Annotated in this window: 14 protein-coding genes; 6 read left to right on the forward strand and 8 right to left on the reverse strand. The window is 73.8% G+C overall.

Going from position 1 to position 17,322, the window contains the following annotated elements; genetic code table 11:
- Positions 1-39: 39 nt before the first annotated feature.
- Positions 40-1,107, forward strand: coding sequence for a LacI family DNA-binding transcriptional regulator (locus tag ACN28C_RS14155; protein ID WP_422773924.1), 1,068 nt, complete (start codon positions 40-42; stop codon positions 1,105-1,107).
- A 2-nt stretch (positions 1,108-1,109) separates the two neighbouring features.
- Positions 1,110-1,328: a hypothetical protein gene (locus ACN28C_RS14160; protein WP_422773925.1), complete on the forward strand. Its 219-nt coding sequence runs from the start codon at positions 1,110-1,112 to the stop codon at positions 1,326-1,328.
- A 90-nt stretch (positions 1,329-1,418) separates the two neighbouring features.
- Here ACN28C_RS14160 and ACN28C_RS14165 read toward each other — a convergent pair whose 3' ends face one another.
- Positions 1,419-2,111 (reverse strand): DUF4191 domain-containing protein, encoded by a 693-nt coding sequence (locus tag ACN28C_RS14165; RefSeq protein WP_422773926.1) that lies wholly within the window; start codon positions 2,109-2,111, stop codon positions 1,419-1,421.
- 236 nt (positions 2,112-2,347) lie between these two features.
- Between ACN28C_RS14165 and ACN28C_RS14170 the strand changes: the two genes are divergently transcribed.
- Entirely contained in the window at positions 2,348-2,536 is a 189-nt protein-coding gene (locus tag ACN28C_RS14170) for a hypothetical protein (RefSeq protein ID WP_422773927.1), read from the forward strand.
- 158 nt (positions 2,537-2,694) lie between these two features.
- A complete protein-coding gene (locus tag ACN28C_RS14175; RefSeq protein ID WP_422773928.1) occupies positions 2,695-5,712 on the forward strand; it encodes a helix-turn-helix transcriptional regulator in 3,018 nt (1,005 codons plus the stop codon).
- A gap of 12 nt (positions 5,713-5,724) precedes the next feature.
- On the opposite strand, the gene ACN28C_RS14180 is transcribed toward ACN28C_RS14175, so the two are convergent.
- Entirely contained in the window at positions 5,725-7,206 is a 1,482-nt protein-coding gene (locus tag ACN28C_RS14180; protein ID WP_422773929.1) for an NAD(P)/FAD-dependent oxidoreductase, read from the reverse strand.
- Between the two features lie 221 nt (positions 7,207-7,427).
- Positions 7,428-8,531, reverse strand: coding sequence for a lipoyl synthase (locus tag ACN28C_RS14185; protein ID WP_422773930.1), 1,104 nt, complete (start codon positions 8,529-8,531; stop codon positions 7,428-7,430).
- 443 nt (positions 8,532-8,974) lie between these two features.
- Here ACN28C_RS14185 and aspS point away from each other — a divergent pair, with 443 nt between their 5' ends.
- Complete coding sequence (gene aspS, locus ACN28C_RS14190; protein ID WP_422773931.1) at positions 8,975-10,309, forward strand: aspartate--tRNA(Asn) ligase; 1,335 nt, start codon at positions 8,975-8,977, stop codon at positions 10,307-10,309.
- Between the two features lie 53 nt (positions 10,310-10,362).
- Here the strand turns inward: aspS and lipB are convergent, their stop codons facing one another.
- Together lipB and ACN28C_RS14200 are read right to left on the reverse strand one after the other, a co-directional pair.
- The gene (lipB, locus tag ACN28C_RS14195) at positions 10,363-11,028 is read right to left on the reverse strand and encodes a lipoyl(octanoyl) transferase LipB (RefSeq protein ID WP_422774659.1); all 666 of its coding nucleotides are present in this window, start codon (positions 11,026-11,028) and stop codon (positions 10,363-10,365) included.
- A 167-nt stretch (positions 11,029-11,195) separates the two neighbouring features.
- Positions 11,196-13,028, reverse strand: a complete 1,833-nt coding sequence (locus tag ACN28C_RS14200) for a DUF2079 domain-containing protein (RefSeq protein ID WP_422773932.1) — start codon at positions 13,026-13,028, stop codon at positions 11,196-11,198.
- Between the two features lie 217 nt (positions 13,029-13,245).
- Here ACN28C_RS14200 and ACN28C_RS14205 point away from each other — a divergent pair, with 217 nt between their 5' ends.
- A complete protein-coding gene (locus ACN28C_RS14205; RefSeq protein WP_422774660.1) occupies positions 13,246-13,638 on the forward strand; it encodes an SCO5389 family protein in 393 nt (130 codons plus the stop codon).
- Between the two features lie 51 nt (positions 13,639-13,689).
- Here the strand turns inward: ACN28C_RS14205 and ACN28C_RS14210 are convergent, their stop codons facing one another.
- The 3 genes from ACN28C_RS14210 to sucB all read right to left on the reverse strand — a co-directional run bounded on the left by ACN28C_RS14210 (position 13,690) and on the right by sucB (position 17,287).
- Entirely contained in the window at positions 13,690-14,205 is a 516-nt protein-coding gene (locus tag ACN28C_RS14210) for a hypothetical protein (RefSeq protein WP_422773933.1), read from the reverse strand.
- Between the two features lie 130 nt (positions 14,206-14,335).
- Entirely contained in the window at positions 14,336-15,238 is a 903-nt protein-coding gene (locus ACN28C_RS14215) for a TIGR01777 family oxidoreductase (protein WP_422773934.1), read from the reverse strand.
- A 153-nt stretch (positions 15,239-15,391) separates the two neighbouring features.
- Positions 15,392-17,287 carry a 2-oxoglutarate dehydrogenase, E2 component, dihydrolipoamide succinyltransferase gene (gene sucB / locus ACN28C_RS14220; protein WP_422773935.1) on the reverse strand — a complete coding sequence of 632 codons (1,896 nt, stop codon included), beginning with the start codon at positions 17,285-17,287 and terminating at the stop codon, positions 15,392-15,394.
- Positions 17,288-17,322 lie beyond the last annotated feature (35 nt).

Raw genomic sequence — 17,322 nt, forward strand, 5'->3', positions numbered from 1 at the left:
CGATTCAGAACCTCCTGGATCGATACAGAAGGCGGATCGGTGAAGCCGACACTACAGACCGTGGCCGACGCGGTGGGCGTCTCCCGCAGCACGGTCTCCAACGCCTACAGCCGGCCGGACCAGCTGTCACCGGCGCTCCGGGAGAAGATCCACGAGGCGGCCCGCCGCCTCGGCTATCCGGGGCCGGACCCGACCGCCCGATCGCTGCGCCGGGGCCGGATCGGCGCCATCGGCGTTCTCTTCACCTCGGCACTCTCCTACGCCTTCACCGACCCATACGCGGTGCAGTTCCTCCGGGGCATGGCCGAGACCGCCGAGCGGCACGGCAGCGGACTGCTGCTGGTCCCGCTCGCCGAGGAGGACGAGGAGGCCGGCATCGAGGCGGTCCGGAACGCCGCCGTGGACGGGTTCTGCGTCTACTGCGTACCCGCCTGGCACCGGGCACTGGAGGTGACCCGCTCTCGTGGGCTGCCGCTGGTCGCCGCCGAGCGCCCCGCCGAGGCGGGGCCGGAGAGCATGTACGTGGGCATCGACGAGGTGGCCGCCGCCCGATCGGTCGGCAGCCACCTCGCCCGGCTGGGACACCGCCGGATCGCGGTGGTCTCCGACTTCCTGATCGCACAGCGCCGGACCGGCCCGGTCGCCGTGGCCGACCCGGCCGACATCCGCTACGACGTCACCCGGGAGCGGCTGCGCGGCTTCGCCGACGGGCTGGCCGAGGGCGGTGTCGGCTGGGGCGACCTGCTGCTGTGCAACGCCGCCGGGAACAGCCGGGCCGAGGGGGCGGGTGCCGCCGCGTACGCCCTGGATCGCGCGGACCGGCCGACGGCGGTGCTGGCCGTGACCGACCTGCTGGCGCTCGGCGTGCTCGACGCGCTCGCCGCCCGCGGCCTGCGACCGGGCCGGGACGTCTCGGTGACCGGCTTCGACGACATTCCGGAGGCCACCGCCGCCGGGCTTACCACGATCCGGCAACCGGCGGTACGCAAGGGCGCGATCGCCGCCCGGCTGCTGCTGGAACCGCCCGACGATCCCGCCGATCGTCAGGTGCTCCTTCCCACCGAACTGGTCGTCCGCGCCTCGACCGGTCCTGCCGAAAGGAACTGACCGTGGACCTCGTCGGCTACCACCTCGCGCTGGGTGCCACCGAACGGCACGTCAACTCGGCCCGCCCGGGCGCGCCCGTCCGGCCGGACCCCGAGCCGCCGCAGCGCGCCCCTGGCCGGCTGCGCCGGAGCACCGCCGCGATGCTCCGGCTCGTCGCGGACCGGCTCGCCCCGGCGCCGCCGACCCGAGCAGCGTCGACCACCCACGCCTGCACCTCGTGACCGCCGGCCCGAGTCGGCCGTAACACTCCGGCGGGGCGGCGCGGCATTGGGGAACCAGGCTAACCGGCCGCGCATCTGCCGGGACGCGGGCTATCGGCCGCGCATCTGCCGGAAGGCGCCCTTGGGCGGGCGCATGTTCTTCGGAATCGCGCCCTTCGGCAGCTGCGGCCGGGCCGCGGAGAGTGCCTTGAGCCGCTTGTCCAGGGCGTTCACGTCCTTGCCCTTGAGGTTCGGGGGCAGCCGCAGCAGCGTCGTCCGCAGCTTGCGGATCGACAGCTCGTTCTCGCCCTGGCCGATCATGTAGTCGTAGAGCGGCGCGGTGCCGATGACCTTGGCGAGCCGGCGCTTCTCCTGGCCGAGCAGGCTGCGGGTCCGCTGCGGGTTGCCCTCGCCGAGCAGAATCACCCCGGGCTTGCCGACCACCAGGTGGACCATGTCCATCTGGGTGGTCGAGCTGACGGCGGGGGTGACCCGCCAGTCGCCGCGCATGCTCTCCAGGATCGAGGCGGCTGCCCCCGGCTGCCCTTCGGCGGCGTTCATCATCGCCCGGTTCGAGCGCAGGTTCAGCACGATCAGCACACCGAGCAGGGCGACCAGGATGCCGATCGGCAGCCAGAGCCAGCCCCAGTTCAGGACCGCGACCACGGTGAGCGCGATCGGCACCAGTGCCGCGACCACGGCGAGCGGCACGAACCACCTGTCGCGTTTGGCGGTGAACGAGAACACCATGCCGATCTGCTTCAACCGCTGGCCGAACGACACCTTCTCCTGCGCCTTTGCCATGCCACGGAGTCTAGTGTGCGGCGCCGCGTCGCCCGCTCCCCGGCCGGCTCGGGGACGGGCCGCAGCCGGGGCGGACCCGGGGCGGGTAAGGACCTTACGGCGCGCAGGACGCCACGGCGGCCGCAACTGAGGAGGTTGTCCCGGCGGAGATGGGGCGGCGCACCAATGTCTTCGGGGTGCCTTCCGGCGAAGAGTGGAGATCGGCGACGAACACCCGATCGAGACGGAGATCAGCCATGTTCACCACCGACGCCCACTTCCTGCTCATCCTGCACCACACCCATGCCGACGAACTCCGGGCCGAGGCCGACTCCGCACGACTGGCGCGGGCGGCCACCCGCCGCTCCCGCCGGAGCCCGGCCCGGGCCGCGCTCCGGCGGGAGCGGCGGGACACCGCCACCTCCCGGTCCCCGGCGGCCCGGTGAGCCAGGACGCGGCGCCCACCACCACCGGCGCGCGGGACCGGGTCACGGGCCCGGCCCCGCCGCTACCGGGCCATCCGGCTCCGACCCGGGCCGCCCCCGCGACCGGCGACGGCGTCCGGACCTTCGGGCATCCCAGCCGGCGTGGCATCCTCGATCCCGTGACCACTCGCGCCGCCAGCAGTGTTCTCGTCGGCCGCCAGCCCGAACTTGCCGCCCTGCGCGACGGGCTCAAGCGGGTCCGGGCCGACGAGCCGGTGGCGCTGCTCGTCGGCGGCGAGGCCGGAGTCGGCAAGAGCCGGCTTATCGAGGAGTTCGGTCGGTACGCCGCTGCCGGCGGAAGCCAGCTCCTGGTCGGCCACTGCCTGGAACTCGGCGAGCAGGGGTTGCCCTTCGCACCCTTCGCCGAGGCCCTCCGCCAGTTGCTGCGCCGGGACGGGCCGGCCGCCTTCGAGGGCTACGAGCGGGAGTTCGGCCGCCTCCTGCCGGAGCTGGACCGGCTCGCCGCCGCCCCGCCGGGCGCGGAGCACCGCACCGCGCCGGAGGGTCCGGGCGGCGCCGGACTCTCGCCCGACCCGCACCGGGGCTACCTCTTCGAACTGGTCGCCGGACTCTTCACCCGGCTCGCCGCGCGGTGCCCGCTGGTGCTGGTCATCGAGGACCTGCACTGGGCCGACCGGTCGACCCGGGACCTGATCGCCTTCCTGGTCCGCGCGGTCCGGCCGGCCCGGGTGCTGCTGGTCTGCACCTACCGCTCCGACGAGCTGCACCGGGGGCATCCGCTCCGCCCGTTCCTGGGCGAACTCGACCGGACCCGGGGGGTGGAGCGGATCGAGCTGGACCGGCTCGACCGGGAGGGCACCGGCCAGATCCTGGCCGACCTCTTCGGCTTCGAGCCCAGTGACCGGGCCATCGACACCATCCACGACCGCACTCAGGGCAACCCGTTCTTCGTCGAGGAACTCGCCGCCGCCAGCGATCCGAGCGGCTGCGCCGACCTGCCGGAGACACTGCGTGACCTGCTGCTGGCCCGGGTCGACCGGCTGCCGGAGCCGGCGCAGCGGGTGCTCAGGATCGCCGGTGCCGGCGGCACCCGGATCGCGCACGAACTCCTCGCCGAGGTCGCCGGGGTGCCGGAGACCGAGCTGGAGGAGGCGCTCCGGGCCGCCGTGGCCGCCCAGCTCGTGGTCGCCGATCCGGACGGGGGCTACGAGTTCCGGCACGCGCTGGTCCGGGAGGCGGTCCACGAGGACCTGCTCCCCGGCGAGCACGCCCGGCTGCACGCCCGGTACGCCGCCGCCATCGAGGCGCAGCCGCAGCTCGTCGCCGACGGCCGCGTCCCGGCCGAGCTGGCCCACCACTGGTACGCGGCGCACGACTATCCCCGGGCCCTGACCGCGGCCTGGGCCGCCGCCGAGGCGGCCGGCTCCCGTTTCGCGTACGCGGAGCAGGGGCGACTGCTGGAGCGGGTGCTCGAACTCTGGCAGCAGGTGCCGGACGCGGAGCAGCGGCTCGGCCGCGACTATCCGGCCGTGCTGGAGGCGACCCTCTCGGCGACCTCGACCGCGGGTGACTACGGCCGGGCGCTCGCGCTGACCCGGGCCATGCTGGCCGAGCTGGACGGCGCGACCGAACCGGTCCGCACCGCCCGGGTGCGGCTGCTGCGCGGCCGGCTGCTGCGGATCCTCGGCAAGTCCGACGGGGTCGACGAGCTGCGCGAGGCATACCACCTGGTGACCGGCGTGGACGTCGAGCCGAGGGCCGGCGTGGACGTCGAGCCGAGGGCCGGGATCGACGGCGGGCCGGGGGCCGGCGTCGACGGTGACCCGCGTCGGGTCCGGTTGCTGGCCGACATCGCCTTCCAACTGGCCCGGGTGGACCGGGCCGAGGGCGGGCGAATCGCCGCCGAGGCGGTGGCCGCCGCGACCGCCCTCGGCGGCGAGGTGCTGCTGAGCGCGACGCTCGCCGCCGGCTGGGTTTGCAGCCGGCAGGTCTCCGCCGACGCCGGCCTGGCCGACCTGCGCAGGGCCGCCGAGCTGGCCAGGGCGGCCGGTGACTCGGAGACGCTGGTCACCGCGCTGGTGGTCACCTCCGACGTGCTCTGCGAGGTCGGCAGGTACGCCGAGTCCGCCGAGGCGGCGGCGGCCGGGTACGCCGAGGCCCGGCGGGTCGGGATCAGCCGCTCCACCGGCGCCTTCCTCCTCTCCAACCAGGCCGAGGCGCTGATCGCGCTCGGGCGCTGGGACGAGGCCGACGAGCTGTGCGGCCAGGCGGCCCGGCTCGACTTGCCCGGCATCACCGGCTACCACTGGTTGCAGCTGCGGGCCGGGCTGCGGCTGGCCCGCGGCCAGGCCGGTGCCGACGACCTGGTCGCCCGGGCGCTGGGTTTCCTGCGCCGGCCGTACCTGCCACTGGAGTTGCCGCTGCACGAGCTGCGGGTCGAGGCGGCGCTGATGGCCGGGGACGTCGCGGCGGCGGTGGAGGCCGCCGGAGTCCTGCTCGGCCGGCGGCTCGACACCAACCCCCGGTACGGCTGGCCGGCGCTGGCCGCCGCCGCCCGCGCCGCCGTGGCCGCCGGGGACCAGGATCTCGCCGAGCGGGTACGGTCGGCGGCTGCCGGCATCACCGCCCGCTACCCGGCCGAGCTGGCGTACGCGGCCCAGGTCCTGGCGACCTTCGCGAGCGGTGGGGCGGCGGTGCCGGGCTGGCAGGCGGCGGTGGCGGCCTGGCGGGTGGGCGGTCAGCGGTATCCGCTCGGCCGGGCGCTCTACTCGCTGGCCGAGGCGGCGGCCACGGCCGGGGACCGGGTGCAGGCGGCAGCCGCCCTCGAGGAGGTGGTGGCGATCGCCGGCGAGCTGGCCGCCGTACCGCTGGGGGAGTCGGCGGCGACGCTGGCCCGGCGGCTCGGGTTGCGTGCCGCGCCCGGCGCGGCGCCCGGCACCGACCTGCTCACCGCCCGGGAGCGCGAGGTGCTGCGGCTGGTCGCGGAGGGGCACAGCAACAGCCGGATCGCGCAGCGGCTCTTCATCTCGCCGAAGACCGCGAGCGTGCACGTCTCCCGGATCATCGCCAAACTCGAGGTGTCGAACCGGATCGAGGCGGCGGCGGTGGCACACCGGCTCGGCCTGCTCGACCCGCCGGACGCCCGCACCTCGACCCCCGGCCGGGCCGCCGGGTGACGACCGGGGTCGTCAGCCCGAGACCGGTTGCCGGGGCAGCACCGGGGCGGCCCGGCCGGTGCCGTGCTCGCCCGGCCCCTTCTCCTCGTGGTACTCCTCCTCCACGTTGACCGTCCAGACGTCGTGGTCGGTGCCGTCCAGGATGTTCGACACCGACAGCAGCGCGGTCATCATCGAGTGGTCCGCGTTGTTGTAGCGGTGCATGCCGTTACGCCCCACCGGATGCACGTTCGGCACCTCGGCGGCGAGCCAGGCGCGGATGGTGTCGACGTTCTCCCGGTAGGCGAAGTCGTAGAAGGGGTAGGCGCGGGGCATCCGCACCACGTAGCCGGCCTCGACCGAGCCGGGGCGGACCAGCCCGAGGCGCTCCAGCTCGGCGGTGCCGAGTGCGACCAGGTCGGCGTCCGGACTGTTCCACAGCTCGTCGCCGACGTTCAGGAAGTATTCCAGCCCCAGGCAGGTACGCCCGTCCTTGACCAGGTACGGCGACCAGGAGCCGAAGTTCTGGATCCGGCCGACCTGCACCTCCGGTGCGTGGATGTAGATCCAGTTGTCCGGAAAGCTGAACTCGGCGGGGACCACCAGCGCAACGGTCAGGAAGTCGCGGTAGTGCAACTCCCTCGCGGCGGCCTGCACGGCCGGCGGGGCCGGCGGATCCATCGCCAGCACCAGGTGCGAGATCGGCATGGACGACACCACGTGGTCGGCCTCGACCCGGCGCACTGCGGCTCCCGCCCCGACCGTGACCGCGACCGCCCGGCCGTCCGCCCGGTGCACGGCGACGACCGGGCTCTCCATGCTGATCCGGCCGCCGCGCTTCTCGACGTGTTCGGCGCAGCGCTCCCACATCATTCCGGGCCCGTGCTTCGGGTAGTGGAACTCCTCGATCAGGCTGGTGATCTCCTTCTGGTTGCGTTTCGGCAGCAGCGCGCCGCGTACCGCGTTGGAGAGCGAGAGGTTCTTGATCCGTTGTGCCGCCCAGTCGGCGGAGAGTTCGGTCGCCGGTACGCCCCAGAGCTTCTCGTTGTACGTCTTGAAGAAGTGCTCGAAGAGCCGCCGGCCGAACCGCGCCGTCACCCAGCCCGCCAGGTGTGACTGGTCCTTCGGCGGTGCCACCTTGGACCAGAGGTACGAGCCGACGCAGCGAAGCGCCTCCACGATGCCGAGGTTGCGCAGTGCGTTGCCGGCCTTGAGTGGATAGTCGTACAGCTTCCCCCGGTAGTAGATTCGGCTCATCCGGGGCCGGAGCAGGAAGTCCTCGGCGGGCAGGATCTCGTGCCAGAGCGCCTCGACCTGACCGACCTTGGTGAAGAAGCGGTGGCCGCCGATGTCGAAGCGCCAGCCGTCCCGCTCGACGGTACGGCTGATCCCGCCCACCACGTCGTCGGCCTCGAAGACGTCGACGGTGGCGTTCCGCTTGGTCAGCTCGTACGCCGCGGTCAGTCCCGCCGGGCCGGCTCCGATGATCACGGTGTGGGGTGGGGGTGCTGTCATGCTTCTATTCATCACCTTCGACGCGTTGTCGGCAAGCGGCTCCCGGCTGACGGCCGGAATCGCCGAGTGTATGACGCGTCGAGCCCGGCCCACCCTGCCGGTGAACGAGCCGGAGCTGACGAACTTCCGCGGAGCTGACGAACTTCCGCGGAGCTGACGAACTTCCGCGGAGCTGACGGAGTTGGCGGAGTTGGCGGCCGGCGTTACCGGAGGTAGCGGAGTTATCCGGCGGCGGCGCTGGCCGGTGCCCGCCGGGCCTCGACGGCCTGCTGGTAGAGCCGGCCGGCCCGGTACGACGACCGCACCAGCGGCCCGCTCATCACCCCGGCGAAGCCGATCTCCTCGGCCTCCTCGCGCAGCTCCACGAACTCCTCCGGGCGTACCCACCGCTCGACCGGGTGGTGCCGGGGCGTCGGGCGCAGGTACTGCGTGATGGTGACCAGCTCGCAGCCGGCCGCATGAAGGTCGCGCAGGGCCTGGGAGATCTCGGCGCGCTCCTCGCCGAGCCCGAGGATCAGGTTGGACTTGGTCACCAGCCCGGCGGCCCGGGCCTGGGTGAGCACGTCGAGCGAGCGCTCGTAGCGGAATCCCGGCCGGATCCGCTTGAAGATCCGGGGCACCGTCTCGACGTTGTGCGCCAGCACCTCCGGGCGGGCGCCGAAGACCTCGGCGAGCTGCCCCGGGTCACCGTTGAAGTCCGGGATCAGCAGCTCCACCCCGCAGTGCGGCAGCCCTTCCAGGGCGCCCTCGGCCGCATCGGCGGCCTGCGTCCCCTCGCCACCGGCCGGTTGCTCCCGCCGGGTCAGGGCGTGGATCTGCCGGACCGTCTCGGCGTAGAGCCAGGCGCCGCCGTCCGGCAGGTCGTCCCGGGCCACCCCGGTGACCGTGGCGTAGCGCAGGCCCATCGAGACCACCGACCCGGCGACCCGGCGCGGCTCGTCGGCGTCGAAGTCGGCCGGCTTGCCGGTGTCGATCTGGCAGAAGTCGCACCGGCGGGTGCACTGGTCACCGCCGATCAGGAACGTCGCCTCCCGGTCCTCCCAGCACTCGTAGATGTTGGGACAGCCGGCCTCCTGGCAGACGGTGTGCAGCCCTTCCCGGGCGACCAGGCCACGGAGCTGGCTGTATTCGGGACCCATCTTCGCCTTGACCTTGATCCATGGCGGCTTGCGCTCGATCGGGGTCGCCGCGTTGCGGGCCTCGACCCGCAGCAGCCGGCGCCCCTCCGGCGCGACGGGATGGCCGGGGCGGATCTCCGGTGCGGTCACGACGCTCACTCCTCCGGCTCCGGTGGCGGAGGAGGGCGCGGAGTGCTCGATGGTCACGAAATCGAGCCTACGCCGCACCGCCGTACCGATCGACCGTAGGCGACGGGACTCACGTGCCGGACCAGGTGATACCACTCACGCGGGTCGCGGATATTCGGTGTCGGGCGGGCGGCGTCTCCGGCTACCCTCGCCGGCAGAGCGTTGACGGAGCCGAGTACCACCCCGACACCGGAGTCCAGAGAGTCACCGTCGCTGGAAGGTGATCTCCGGTCGGGGCGGGAAGACCCTCCCGAGCTGCGGGAAGAACGGCGCACCGGCGCCCGGTAGAGCCCGCCGCCCGGCCCGGCGTCACGGGCTGTGTAACGAGGCCATCGGCCGGACAGCCGGTGGTGAAGGTGTGGTGGCACCGCGAGTTCCCGCTCGCCCACACCCCGCGGGACCCTTCGGTGCGTCCGCCCGGACCGGTCGGGCGTGCCACGACCACGCCAGGAGTAACGCGAGTGCCACGCATCCTTTCCACGTCCCTGCCCGCGCACGTCGGCGCGACCGTGACGGCCGCCGGCTGGGTGCACCGGCGCAGGCAGCTCAAGTCGGTGACGTTCCTGATCCTGCGCGACGCCGCCGGGTTGGCCCAGGTGGTGGTGACCGCCGACCATCTCCGGGCGCGGCTGGCCGCGCTGCCCGAGGAGTCGGTGGTCGAGGTGACCGGCCGGGTGGTCGGCAACCCGGCCGCGCCCGCCGGGGTCGAGCTGGTCGACCCGGCGGTACGCCCACTGGGCGACCCCGCCGAGCCACCGCCGTTCGACGTCTACCGTCCCGCGTTGACCGCCGCGCTCCCCACCCAGCTCGACCACGCGGCGGTAGCGTTGCGGCATCCACGCCGCGCGGCCGCGCTGCGGATCTCCGCCACCCTGCTGGCCGGCTTCCGGGCCACCCTCGACCGGCTCGGCTTCGTCGAGGTGCACACCCCGAAGATCGTCGCCTCCGCCACCGAGAGTGGCGCCAACGTCTTCGCCCTCGACTACTTCGGCCGTCCCGGTTACCTGGCCCAGTCGCCCCAGTTCTACAAACAGATGCTGGTCGGTGTGCTGGAGCGGGTCTACGAGGTGGGACCGGTGTTCCGGGCCGAGCCGCACGACACCACCCGGCACCTGGCCCAGTACACGTCGCTGGACGTCGAGTTCGGGTTCGTCACCGACCACCGGGACGTGATGCGGCTGCTCCGCGAGGTGTTGTCCGGCATGCTCGACCGACTCGCCGACGTGCCGATGCCGCATGCGCAGATCCCGACGGTGCCGGTGCAGATCCCGGCGGTGCCGGTGCAGATCCCGGCGGTGCCGGTGCAGATTCCGGCGGTGCACTTCACCGAGGCGCTGACGATCGCCGGAGCGCCGCCTGACGAGCCCGACCTCGCCCCGGCCCACGAGCGCGCCCTCGGCGACTGGGCCAGGGCCGAGCACGGCTCCGACTTCCTCTTCGTCACCGGCTATCCGCTGGCCAAGCGCCCGTTCTACACCCATCCCGCCACCGGCCCGGCACCGTCGGGCAGCCCGGGACGGCTGTACTCCAACGGCTTCGACCTGCTGTTCCGGGGCGTCGAGCTGGTCACCGGCGGGCAGCGCCTGCACCGCTACGGCGACTACCTGGCCGCCCTCGCCCAGCGGGGCGAGCCGGTCGAGCCGTACGCCGGCTATCTCGACGCGTTCCGGCACGGCATGCCACCGCACGGCGGGTTCGCGATCGGACTGGAACGGATGGTGGCCCGGCTGCTCGGGGTGGCGAACGTCCGGGAGGTCACCGCCTTCCCCCGCGACCTGCACCGCCTGACCCCGTGACGTGACCAGGGACCCTGCCTGCGGGTTCCTCCCTCGGGAACTTGGGCGGTGGGTCAGGGGAGCAGGGTCGGCAGGTGGCGCTCGACCACCGGCAGGACCTCGGCGACCGTGACGGGGCGGCCCAGCTCCGCGCTGAGCGAGGTGACACCGGCGTCGCGCAGCCCGCAGGCGACGATCCGGTCGTACGCGGAGAGGTCGCAGTCGCAGTTGATCGAGAAGCCGTGCTGGGTCACGCCCCGGGCCACCCGAATGCCGATCGCGGCGACCTTGCGCTCCGGGCCGCGTTCGTCGGCCGGCACCCAGACCCCGCTGCGCCCCTCGACCAGCATGACGGTGCCGAGCCCCAACTCGGCGCAGACGTCGAGCAACAACTGCTCGGTGCGCCGGACGAAGGCCACGACGTCCACCGGCAGGCCGCTCTCCGCGCCGGGGAGCTTGAGGATCGGATAACCGACGAGCTGGCCCGGCCCGTGCCAGGTGATCTTGCCGCCCCGGTCCACGTCGATCACGGGCGTGCCGTCCATCGGCCGGTCCCAGGGCTCGGTGCGCTTGCCGGCGGTGTAGACGCTCGGATGTTCGAGCAGCAGTACGCTGTCCGGCCGCTCCCCGGTGACCACGGCCTCGTGCATCCGGCGCTGCTCGTCCCAGGCCGCCAGATAGTCGATGGTGCCGAGCCGGACACTGGTCAACTCCCCGGCGCCACCGGCGACGCCGGTCACCGCTGCCGTGCTGCCCACCGTGCCAGTGCTACCCACACCTCCAGGGTAGTCCGCTACCGAGCGGTCGCCCCCGCACGTGGCCGGAGTCACCGGCCGGGCCGGATCGCCGGTCGTCGGGTAGCGTCCGGCTCGCCCGCGCAGGCCGGAGGCTACCCGATCACGAGCGGTCACCGGGCGAGGCGCCAGAGCCAGACGTCGGCGACCCGTTGCGGCGGGCCGAGCAGGTCGGTGGTGACGTCGCGCAGCGCGTCGACGTGGATCGGGAACTTCGACCCGTGCACGCGGTCGGGCAGCACCACCGCGTCGACCCGCCAGTAGGCCAGGTCGGCCCGGGCGGCCTCCCGGTCGGCGTCGGTGATCACCGGCCGCTCGCCGGTCTCGGCCACCCGCAACAGCAGCGTGTCGGTGGCCCGGGGCACCGGCCCGATCCGCCCCCGGTCGTCCGGCCCACCCGGGCCGAGGAAGAAGCCGGCGGGGATGCGGAACTCGCCCTGCCGGTGGCTGAGGGCGTACGCCTGCCAGCGCTGCCCGTCGGGGGTCAGGTCCAGGGTGAGCGGCAGCGGCGTCAGCACCCCGCCCGGGGAGACGTACTGCCGCCAGGTGCCGGAGGCGACGAACTCGGGTATCGGTGCCCGCTGCGAGGTCAGCAGCGGCACCGGCAGCAGCGGCAGGAGTGCCACGGCATACCCGGCGAGCCAGCCGATCCGGGCCCGCCGGGATGGCGGGGCGGCGCGCAGCAGGTCCACGGTGTGCGCGAGGACGAGCCCGACCAGCGGAGTCACCACCAGGGCCAGCCGGGACGGCAGGGCTGCGTTGAAGACCGGCAGGTGCCCGAGGAGGGCGTACGGCAGCGGGACGTCGGTGTGCATCCCGAAGATCTTCACCCGGGGTCCCCAGGAGAGCACCGTGAAGACCGCGATGGAGACGCCGAGCGCCCGCAGGGTGGCCCGGCGCTCCGGTGCGGCACGCCGCCAGAGCACGACGAAGCAGAACACGGCCAGCACCAGCAGGGGCAGCCCGAGGAAGGAGTTCTCCTCGGTCGGGTTCGGGGCCAGCGTGGTGCCGAGCCCCGCCTCCCCGGCCAGCGTCCGCTGCGGGTACGCCCCGTACGCGGCGATGTCCTCGGCGTGGATGACCGGGTCGAAGCCGGTGCCGTGGAACCGCTGCGGGCCGAGGAAGTGCAGCCACAGCGGGTACGCCAGCAGCGCGAACGCCACCAGCGCGGTGACCCCGAGCCCGCGTAGGAAGTCCGGCAGCACGGCTCGGGCCTCGGCGCGGCGGGCCGGGTCCAGCGCCCAGGTGCCGAAGAAGACTCCGCAGGCCAGCGCGGTGAAGAAGAGCCCCTCGGCGGCGATGGAGAAGGCGACCGCGACCAGTGTCCCGAGCAGGAGCCCGCCGGAGCGCCATCGGCCGGGCCGGCGCAGCCGGAGTACGCCCCAGAGCAGCATCGGGACGATCCAGCCGGCGCTCCAGTTCAGGTGCGCGTTCGCGTGCGCCACGATGCCGGGGGAGAAGCCGATGAAGAGCCCGCCGAGGATCGCGGCCGGAGTGCTCCGGGCGAGGTGCCGGGAGAGCAACCAGTACCATCCGAACGCCGTGGCGGCGAGGTTGCCGGTGAGGATCACCAGGAAGGTCGTCGGAGCCCCGACCAGGTAGATGAGCGGGGCGAAGACGACGGCGTAGACCGTGATCGAGGTGTTGACCGCCAGGTTCACCCCGTCGGGGACGTTCAGCAGATCGGTGAAGAACGGGTCCTGCCCGTGGGTGAGGGCGTGCGCGCCGTATGCGAGCAGCCACTCGAAGAGAGCCTGGTCGCTGGAGTTGACGGTGACGGCCCGCCCGGCCGGGTCGGGCCAGAGTCCACTGGTGACCCAGCTCGCTCCGGCGATCGCGATCAGCGCGACGAGCAGGTCGGCGCGGCGACGGGCCGACCGCCCGCCGGCGGGCGGGTGCGACGGTCGGGGAGTCGGCCCGGCGAGCGCGGGCGGGGTGAGCGGCACGGGCCGGAGGTTACCAACCCTCGGTCGACACGCCGATCAAGCGGCCATCCTTGACGGATCCCATGGAAATGATTTCCAATTGGATTAACGTCGCAGATGGCGCGTCAACCACCATCTCGGGATGACGTTCGAGGCGACGGAGGCGGAGGCGGCCCGGCCACCGACGTGGCCGGGCCGACGACGCCGGTCCGGTGATCCCCGACGGGAGGAGAGAAAGATGTCCCTGGACGTACCCGCCGCACTGCTGGAGCGGGCCGAGGCCGGCCAGGTCGACGACAGGGAGTTCGTCGACTGCGTCCGGCAGTCCCTGCCGTATGCCTGGGCGGTGGTTTCCGAGGTCTCGGCCCGGGTCCACGCGACCACGGCCGACTACGCCGACCACGCCGTGCCGCCGCCGGGTGAGGCGGAACGGGGCCAGCTGCTCCGCGCACTGGCCAGCGACGCCATCCGGGGAGGGCTGGAACGCCACTTCGGAGTACGGCTCGCGTTCCAGAACTGCCACCGGGTGGCCGCGTTCCGGCCGGGGGCGGTCGGCGGCACGACGTACCGGTGGTTCGTCTCGCCGGTCGCCCAGCTCCGCAACCAGTCACCGGAGCTGCGCGACTGCTGACCGCGATCGTCCGGGGTCGCCGCTGACCGGAGTGGCGCGGGGCCAGGCCGGTTATCCGGTCGGCCCCACGCCGTCGGGCCGCCGTCCGCGGCGGGCGACGGCGACGGCCAGGCCGCCCGTGAACACCAGCAGCGCGCCGAGCGCGGGCAGCCAGTTCGGGATCGGGCCGGCGCCTCCGGTGACCGGGAGCTGCTCGGCGGGCGTCGGCCACGGCGTGGGCGGCTGCGATGTCGTTGGTTGCGGTGTGGGCGTCGGTGGGGTGGGCGTTGGCGCGGGTACGACCCGGAAGGTGACGGTGCCGGGATCCGGCGGCGCAGGGGTGGCAGCCGGGGCCGCCGTCCCGCCGGATGTGCGGAGAGGTGCCGTTGACGCCGCCCTGTCCGAGGCGGGTGCCGGGGCGCCGGCCACCCCCGCCGCCGGACCGGCGACCGCCACAGCGACGGAGAGCGCCAGCGCGAGGGAGAGCGCGAGTGGGCCGGTGGCCCGTCGGGCCTGCCGGATGGCAGTGGCGGTTCGGGCCTGCCGCGGGGTGGTTGCCGGGTGACCGATCCGGTCCTGCGCGCTCATTGAGTCTCCAGCCTGACGGCGCCGCTCGCGGCGCGGCTCTGCCCGGTAGGGGCGGTGAAATTACTTTTGCACGCCTCCTCGCTTTTGCTGGCTCGTTCCCGTAACGGGGAGAGCGGGTGGCGCCGTGCGATCAGCGCTCGGGTAGCGCCGCCGCCAGCGCGCCCGCCAGGTCGGGATGCTCGAACCGGAAGCCGGCCCGGTCGAGTACGCCGGGCAGCACCCGGAGGCTGCGTAGCGGCTCGGTCGACATCTCACCGAGCAGGATCCGCAGGGCGATCGCCGGCACCGGCAGCACCGCAGGCCGGTGCAGTGCCCGGCCCAGCGCCCTCGTGAACTCGGCATTCGTCACCGGGGCGGGACCGACGACGTTCACCGGTCCGGCGATCTCCTCGCGGTCGAGCAGGAAGGTCGTCGCGGCCAGCCAGTCGGCCATCGAGATCCACGGAATCCACTGCCGGCCGCTGCCGAACCTGCCCCCGATGCCGAGCCGGTACGGCAGCAGTTGCGGCTTGAGCAGGCCACCGGTGTGCTCCAGCGGCAGGCCGGTGCGCAGCCGTACCACCCGCACTCCGGCATGTTCGGCAGGGGCGGTCGCGGCCTCCCAGACCCGGCACAGATCGGCCATGAAGCCGTCGCCGGCAGGAGCGTCCTCTTCGACCGGCCGGTCGCCGGTGTCGCCGTACCAGCCGATCGCCGAGCCGTTGAGCAGTGCGCCGGGCCGGCGCTCGGCCGGCAGCGCGGCGATCGCCCGGGCCAGCGTCGCGGTCGTGTCGACCCGGCTGGCCCGGAGCACCTCCTTGAAGCGGGGCGTCCAGCGCTGGTCGCCGATGTTGGCGCCGGCCAGGTTGACCACGGCGGAGACCTCGGCGAGCGCCGCCGGCTCCAACTGCCCGGCGGCCGGATCCCACCGGACCTCGTCCGGGCCGCGCGCCGGGCGCCGGACCAGCCGGACGATGTCGTGGCCCGCCGTCCGGAGCCGATCGGTCAGGTGGGTGCCGAGCCAGCCGGACGCGCCGGCAATCACGATCCGCATGCCTCATCTTCGCGCACGCCGGATCGTCGGCCGCGCAGGCCGGGCGAAGCCGTCCGGCGCGGCTGGTCGAAGGCGCCGGCGGCCGGCGTACCGACGACGGGGCGCCCGGCCGACGGCCGGGCACCCCGTGCGACGCGCCGGTGCGGCTGCTGGTCAGGCCAGGCCGAGTTCGGCCTCGAACTGGCCCGCCTCCAGCCGCTCCTTGATCGCGGTCAGGAACCGGGCGGCGTCCGCACCGTCGACCAGCCGGTGGTCGTAGGAGAGCGCCAGATACACCATCGAACGCGGCGCGATCACCTCGCCGAGCTGCGGGTCGGTGATCACCATCGGGCGCTTGACCACCGAGCCGGTGCCGAGCATCGCGGACTGCGGCGCCGGGACGATCGGCGTGTCGAAGAGCGCACCCCGGCTGCCGGTGTTGGTCAGCGTGAAGGTGGCGCCGGCGATCTCGTCCGGGCTGATCTTGTTGGTCCGGGTCCGCTCGGCGAGGTCGGCGACCCGCCGGGCGATCCCGGCCAGGTTCAGGTCACCGGCGTTGTGGATCACCGGCACCATCAGCCCGCGCTCGGTGTCCACGGCGATGCCCAGGTGCTCCGCCTCCGGATAGGTGATCGTCCCCGCCTCAAGGTCCATCCGGGCGTTGACCACCGGGTAGGTCTGCAACGCCTCGACGGCGGCGAGCGCGAAGAACGGCAGGAACGACAGCTTGACGCCGTGTCGCTCCAGGAAGCTGTCCTTGGCCCGGGCCCGCAGCCTGGCCACCTTGGTGACGTCCACCTCGACGACGGTGGTGAGCTGCGCCATCTCGTGCAGCGACTGCTGCATCCGCTTGGCGATGACCGCGCGGATCCGGGGCAGCTTCTGGGTGCTGCCGCGCAGCGGGCTGGGTGCCGCCTTCGGGGCGGGCGCGGCCGGCTCGGCGGCGGGTGCGGCGGGCTGCGCCTGCTTGGCCGCGCGGGCCGCTTCCGCCGCCGCGAGTACGTCCTGCTTGCGGATCCGGCCACCGACACCGGTCCCGGTCAGCGTGGCGAGGTCGACGCCCTGGTCGTTGGCGAGCTTGCGGACCAGCGGGGTCACGTACCCGGCACCGTTCTCGGTCGACGGGCCGCCGGCCGGCGCGGGGGCCGGGGTACGCGGTGCCGACGGCTGGGCCGACCGCTCGGTCCGGGCCGGCTGCTCGGAGCGCTCGGTCTCCGGCGCCGGGGTCTGGTACGACGCGCCGGGCTGCGCCGTGCCGGTCGGCTGTTCCGCCGGGGCCGGTTCGGCGGCCGGCTGCTCCGGCGCGGGTGCGGGCTTCGGGGCCCCGGTGGCGGCCTGCTCCGGCTCCGGGGCGGGCGTGGCGGGCTCGGCCGCCGGCCGCTCCGGCTGGGCGGGAGCGGCGCCACCGGGCGTGCCGATCACCGCCAGGTCGGCGCCGACCGGGGCGGTCTCGTCCTGGCCGACCCGAATCTCCAGCAGCGTGCCGGCCGCCGGGGAGGGGATCTCGGTGTCGACCTTGTCGGTGGAGACCTCGACCAGCGGCTCGTCGGCCTCGACGGTGTCGCCGACCTCCTTCAGCCAGCGGGTCACCGTGCCCTCGGTGACGCTCTCGCCGAGCGCCGGCATCTTGAGGACGGTGCCCGAGTCGCCGGCCGGTGCGGTCTGGGCCGACACCGTCTCCGGCTCGGCCTGCTCCTCCGCGCCGGCCTGCTCCGCCTGCGGCGCGGCCTGCTCCTCCGCGTCGGCCTGCGGCGCGACCTGCTCGGCCTGTTCCGGCTGCGCAGGCTCGGCCTGTTCCGACTGTGCCGGTGCGGTCTCGCCGGCCGACTCGCCGTCACCGTCGATCACCGCGAGCTCGCTGCCGACCTCGGCGGTCTCGTCCTCGCTGACCACGATCCGGGCCAGCACGCCGGCCGCCGGGGAGGGGATCTCGGTGTCGACCTTGTCGGTGGAGACCTCGAGCAGGGGCTCGTCGACCTCGACCCGGTCGCCCTCCTGCTTGAGCCACCGGGTTACGGTGCCCTCGGTGACGCTCTCGCCCAGCCGGGGCATGGTGACCGATACCGGCATGTTTCAAGACTCCTTCGTGGCCTGTGCGGTCCTGG

The sequence above is a fragment of the Plantactinospora sp. WMMC1484 genome (assembly GCF_049315195.1).
GTDB lineage: Bacteria > Actinomycetota > Actinomycetes > Mycobacteriales > Micromonosporaceae > Plantactinospora.